The sequence below is a fragment of the Alcanivorax sp. HI0083 genome (assembly GCF_001635175.1).
In genome coordinates, this window is the sequence record NZ_LWFX01000976.1 from 1 (window position 1) to 5,356 (window position 5,356).

The 5,356-nt window shown below is 58.2% G+C and carries 4 protein-coding genes and 1 pseudogene; 3 read left to right on the forward strand and 2 right to left on the reverse strand.

Annotated elements, in window-relative coordinates:
• A pseudogene (locus A3754_RS11545) lies at nt 1-1,042 on the reverse strand (hypothetical protein); the annotation flags it as partial.
• Nucleotides 1,043-1,417: 375 nt separating this feature from the next.
• Nucleotides 1,418-3,013, reverse strand: a complete 1,596-nt coding sequence (locus A3754_RS11550) for a GMC family oxidoreductase (RefSeq protein ID WP_063519807.1) — start codon at nt 3,011-3,013, stop codon at nt 1,418-1,420.
• 112 nt (nt 3,014-3,125) lie between these two features.
• Here A3754_RS11550 and A3754_RS11555 point away from each other — a divergent pair, with 112 nt between their 5' ends.
• The 3 genes from A3754_RS11555 to A3754_RS11565 form a co-directional block, all read left to right on the forward strand.
• On the forward strand, nt 3,126-3,719 hold the full coding sequence (locus A3754_RS11555) for a DUF3047 domain-containing protein (RefSeq protein ID WP_231880595.1): 594 nt from the start codon (nt 3,126-3,128) through the stop codon (nt 3,717-3,719).
• 311 nt (nt 3,720-4,030) lie between these two features.
• Nucleotides 4,031-4,591, forward strand: a complete 561-nt coding sequence (locus A3754_RS11560) for an HNH endonuclease (RefSeq protein ID WP_063519808.1) — start codon at nt 4,031-4,033, stop codon at nt 4,589-4,591.
• 280 nt (nt 4,592-4,871) lie between these two features.
• A partial coding sequence (locus A3754_RS11565; RefSeq protein WP_231880596.1) for an endo alpha-1,4 polygalactosaminidase occupies nt 4,872-5,356 on the forward strand: 485 nt, incomplete at its 3' end.

Here is a 5,356-nt window from a genome sequence, read left to right on the forward strand (position 1 = left end):
CGACCAGAAACTGTACCCGGCCACGCCAGCCCATATCCCAGTCCAGCGAGTCGTCCGCAGCACCGGTAATAATGATGTGCTTGAGGTCCACTGTGCCACCGAACACTTCGATACCGTCGTCCAGTGCGCGATGGACCTGCACATTACGAATAATGGTGCTGCTGCCACAGCCGCCCAGGGTCAGGCCATTCAATTCGTTATTGGCGTAGACCTCGAAGCCGGCGAACTCCACGCGGGTGTATTCCATCACACCGCAGGAGCCGTCCGCATCGCTGCCGCCAAAGGCTCCCCGGGTATCGCCGTCGGGAATGCCTTCAATATGTGCGTTGGCCACGTTAACCGGTGCGCTGCCGAGCATGACCACACCGCCCCAGTCGCCGGCAGTACGGGTGCCTTCCGGCTGGGTGCTGGTGAAGACGATGGGTGCGTTTTCCTGGCCACGGGAGAACAGGGTGGCGTCCCGGGTAATTACCAGGGCGGAGCCGGGTTTGCCTTCAATGCGTGTGCCGGGCTCGATGGTCAGACTGCCGCCCGCTTCCACATAGACAATGCCATCCAGTACCCAGGTGGTGCCGGCATGCCAGGTGTTTTGTCCGAACAGGGAGCCTTTGATGGTTTGCTGCCCGGCGATCAACTGGCGCACCGGGTCATAGGCAAAATAGCCCGCCATGCACAGCACAACGACGGCCAGGGCAACCCAGGCATAGAGGCCTGAAGGTTTACCGCTGGAGGGGTGTCTGCTGCCCAGGGTTTCCGCGATATCCGGGTTGGTGAGTGGGGTCGGCAGGCTGGCGGTAGGGCGTTTGTGCAGCAATACGCCGTCCCGGTTGGCCTCCTGAAGCTTCAGCCCCAGCGCCCGGATTTTTCGGTTGTCACTTTGAATGGCGCGGGTAATGATTTCCGCTCGGTAGACCGGGTCGTTCAGCAGCGTGTTGAAATGAACAAATCGCAGACTGCTGTCATTTTCCTGATCAAAATTCTGTTTAAGCTGCCACAGCAATTCGACCAATTGTGCACGCGGTGATGAAACTGCATCGATCATACATCCCCCCAAACGGATATCACGCAATCACCAGAAGGGGGGCAGTGTGTAAAAAAAATATGACAGTAGGGTGAAACAAGCGAGGAGTTGCGCGCGACAACGTGATAGACAGTAAAGGCTGGAAACGTGCTCCAGATTTCGGGTTTTCCACGAAGCCGCTGTAGGCGTTCCTCTTGAGGGACGAACCCTAAGACCGGTCAGGCGTCCGGGTTCGACAGGTCAGAAAGAAAGTGCATCGGATGCCTCTGTTGCCTCGCTGCGCTCGGTTCGTTCCCTGGAAGGGAACGCCTGCCCATTCTTCGCGGGCGGGGCGGTTGCCGTGTGGCGTCCCGCCCCCCCCCCTGTCCTCAAACAGCGTTGCCGCTTGCCGCTGTGTTACGCGCCGAGAATCGCGTCAGCCGCTTTTTCGGCAATCATCACGGTCGGGGCATTGGTGTTACCACCAATCAGCGTCGGCATGATGGAAGCATCTACCACGCGCAGGCCTTCCAGGCCGTGTACGCGCAGGTCCGCGTCCACCACCGCCATGTCATCACTGCCCATTTTGCAGGTGCCCACGGGGTGATAGATGTTGTCGCACTTCTGGCGCAGGAACTCGCGGATCTCTTCATCACTCTGCGTGTCCTTGCCCGGGAACAGTTCTTCACCGCGCCAGTCATTCAGCGCCTGTTGCGCCAGGATTTTGCGAACGGCCTTCACACCGCGAACCATGCCTTCCATGTCGTCCGGGTGTTCCAGGAAGCGCGGGTCGATCAGGGCCGGTGAGCGCGGGTTGGCATCGCGCAGGGTAATATTGCCACGGCTTTTGGGTCGCAGGATGCAGACGTGGGCGGAATAGCCGTAGCCCATGCTGAACAAGGTGTTGAGGCCGTGATTGTCCAGCTTGGCCGCGGTCAGGTGCAGTTGCAGGTCCGGGATCGTCTCTTCCGGGCGGGATTTAATAAACCCGCCAGCTTCCGCCACGTTGGAGGTAAGCTGCCCATTGCGGCGGTAGAAGAAATTGAAGATGCCTTTCAGGCCAGTGGTGATCAGCGCGCCGGGCGCCAGGCTCAGAGTGTCCTTGCGCAGGCTCTTGTGTACCACCAGGGCATCGGGGTGATCCTGCAGGTTTTCGCCGACACCGGGCAGCTCATGGACCAGCGGGATGTTGTGCTCGGCCAGCTCGGCAGCCGGGCCTACCCCGGACAGTTTCAGTACCTGGGGAGAGTTGATCGCACCGCCGGACAGGATGACTTCGTTCTCCGCTTTCAGGGTGCGGATCTGGCCGTTGTGTTCCACTTCCACACCGATGGCGCGCTTGCCTTCGAACAGGATGCGGTTTACCAGTGCACTGGTAAGCACGGTCAGGTTGGGGCGGTCCATCACCGGGTGCAGGTAGGCCTTGGACACCCCGCAGCGTTCACCGTCCTTCTGGTTGACCTTGTACATGCCCACGCCTTCCTGGACATCATTGTTGAAGTCGTCGGTGGCGGGGTGGCCGGCTTCCACGCCGGCCTTGATAAAGGCATTGCTCACCGGGTGGGTGAAGCGCAGGTCTGCAATGTTCAGCTTGCCACCGGTGCCATGGAAGGGGCCTTCACCGCCTTCATAATGCTCCGAGCGTTTGAAAACAGGGAGCACGTCGTCAAAGCCCCAGCCTTTGTTACCCAGGGCGGCCCAGTGGTCGTAGTCCGATTGGTGGCCCCGGGTGTAGCACATGGCATTAACGGCGGAGGAGCCACCCAGGGTTTTCCCGCGGGGAATATAGATTTGGCGATTGTTCAGCGCCTTTTGCGGTACGGTGTAGTAACGCCAGTTACGTGCGTTGGAACGCATCATCAAAATGATGCCTGCTGGTATCCGAATGAACAGACTGTTATCGGCGGGGCCAGCTTCGAGCAGGCATACGCGATTATTCGGATTTTCGGAAAGGCGGTTGGCAAGTACGCAGCCGGCAGAACCGGCGCCGACAATGATGTAATCAAACTGCATGGTGTCTGCCTTCGGCTAATGGCACAGTAAACAGCGTATTTTAGGAGGTCGGCCCATGAAAACGAGGTTTGTTTGTGACCGGCAAGTCCAATGTATACCACGCTGGGTGGCGATGTCTTTGGCCCTGATGCCTGCTCTGGCGGTTTCGGATGTGCCGCAGGGCTGGCGGGAAGTGGAATTCACAGGACATACGAAGTACCGCCAAGTTAACGGTTGCTGGCATGCTGATGCGCAGGGAACAGCGTCGGGGCTGGTGCAAGAGCAACAGGTGGATCTCAACCAGACACCCTGGCTGACCTGGCAGTGGCAGGGGGAAGTCATCCCGCCCTGGCCTGACACCTTGGAGCAAAGCAAGGCGGGGGATGACTTTCAGGCTCGCGTGTACGTGGTGAAAAAAGGCTGGTTGCCCTGGCAGACGCGGGCCATCAACTATGTCTGGTCCCGTGATGCCGAGCCCGGCGCTCACTGGCCCAACCCGTTTGCCAGCCAGGCAGAGATGGTCGTGGTGCAGGGACCGGGTGGTGCCGGCACCTGGCACCGGTTCTCGCGCAATGTGCAGGCCGATTTCAGGCGTTTTCATGGCATGGAGGTGAACGCAGTGGATGCGGTGGCGATCATGACGGATGGCGATAATACCGGCACGCGGGTAATGAGCTGTTACCGTTTGCCAGTGTTTCGTGCTGCTGCGCAGGATGAACCAGAGTGAAGCAACGGATAAGCGAGGATAAAGAAAGTTGCGGCCATTACCGCGAGCTGTTTATTATTTATTCAATCCGGTGTCTGTGATTAGCCTGTCGTGGCAGGTTAATCAGAGATAACCGGGTAAAGGCGCTGCCATCGTGTTCATACACAGCCACAGGCAATCCACTTTCCTCCGCCGGTCCATGCCGGACGGTGCTCCTGCCTCTCCCCGCTCCTTGTCGCCGACCCTTGTGTCGCAGAATCGTCATTACTTTACGTTTATATCTGCGGAGTTTCTGAATAACTCCTTGCGTGATCACATTGCTGAGGTTGCCCATGAGTGAACGCATTCTGCGCCTGGATAAAGCCGGCACGCCGGTTGAGTGGCTCGACTGGCAAATGGCCGCCACCCTTTATGCGCGTGGCTTGGTGACCTGGACGCTGGGAGATGTGATCTACCGGCTGCACGGCGGCACCAGTCGCCTTACCGGCACCCGTTCCTGCCTGTCTCTGCATTCGATCATCGCCTGCGATGGCGTTACCCATAACCACAAGCGCCCGGCACCACCTTTGACCAACCGGGCGTTGTTTCGGCGCGATCAGCATTTGTGTCTCTATTGCGGTAAACCGTTTCCCGAAAACGTGCTCACCCGTGACCATATCGTGCCCACTTCGCGCGGGGGAAAAGACCGTTGGCTGAATGTGGTATCGGCGTGTCGGCGCTGTAACCAGCGCAAGGGTAGCCATCGGCTTGACGAAATCGAGATGGAATTACTGGCGTTGCCCTATGTGCCTAATATGGCGGAGTATCTGGCGCTGATTAACAGCCACCGTATCCGTGGCGATCAAATGGAGTTCCTGCGCAGCCAGTTTGGTAAAGAAAGCCGGTTGTTGTAAAACGGAATGTAAAAAAATGCAGGCGCTGCTGCGTTTTTATTTACAACTCGCCGCTTCGCTCACCATATTTCACATTGCCTTGATGCGAATTCAGATACACTGAAATATCGCTCGCACCTTATTGTTCAGGGGAAAATCTATTCGTTACGTTATTTTCTCGTTCTGCTGCTTAATTGCTGTAGCCGCTGCCGCGGCACAGGGCGAGAGTGACTCCAAAACGGCGGCTTTTTATTACGGCCCGGATATTCCATGGTCGTCATTGGCGTCGTTTGATTTTCCTGTGGTGGAGCCGGATCAGGCCGACAGTTTGCCGCAGGCCTATCGGGACGAAACCTTCTATGCCTATGTGAGCCTGGGCGAGGTATTGTCCCAGCGGCATTATTTTGCTGGCCTGGACAAGGCCTGGTTGCTGGGTAAAAACCCGGACTGGGGCTCGTTTATTCTTGATCAATCTTCCCCGGCGCTGCGCAGTTATTTTATCGATGCCGTGATCGAACCGCTCTGGGCCAAGGGCTACCGTGGCTTTTTCCTCGACACCCTGGACAGCTATCAGCTGGTTGCCAAAGACGAGGCCGCGCGTGAGCGTCAACGACAGGGGCTGGCGGCGTTAATTAATGCCATCGCCGAGCGCCATCCCCAGGCGGGGTTTATTTTTAACCGTGGTTTCGAGCTGATGCCGCTGGTGCAGGCCCGGGTGGATGCGGTGGCGGCCGAGTCCCTCTACCAGCGGTGGTTGCCGGACAAGGACCAGTTTACTGCTGTCCC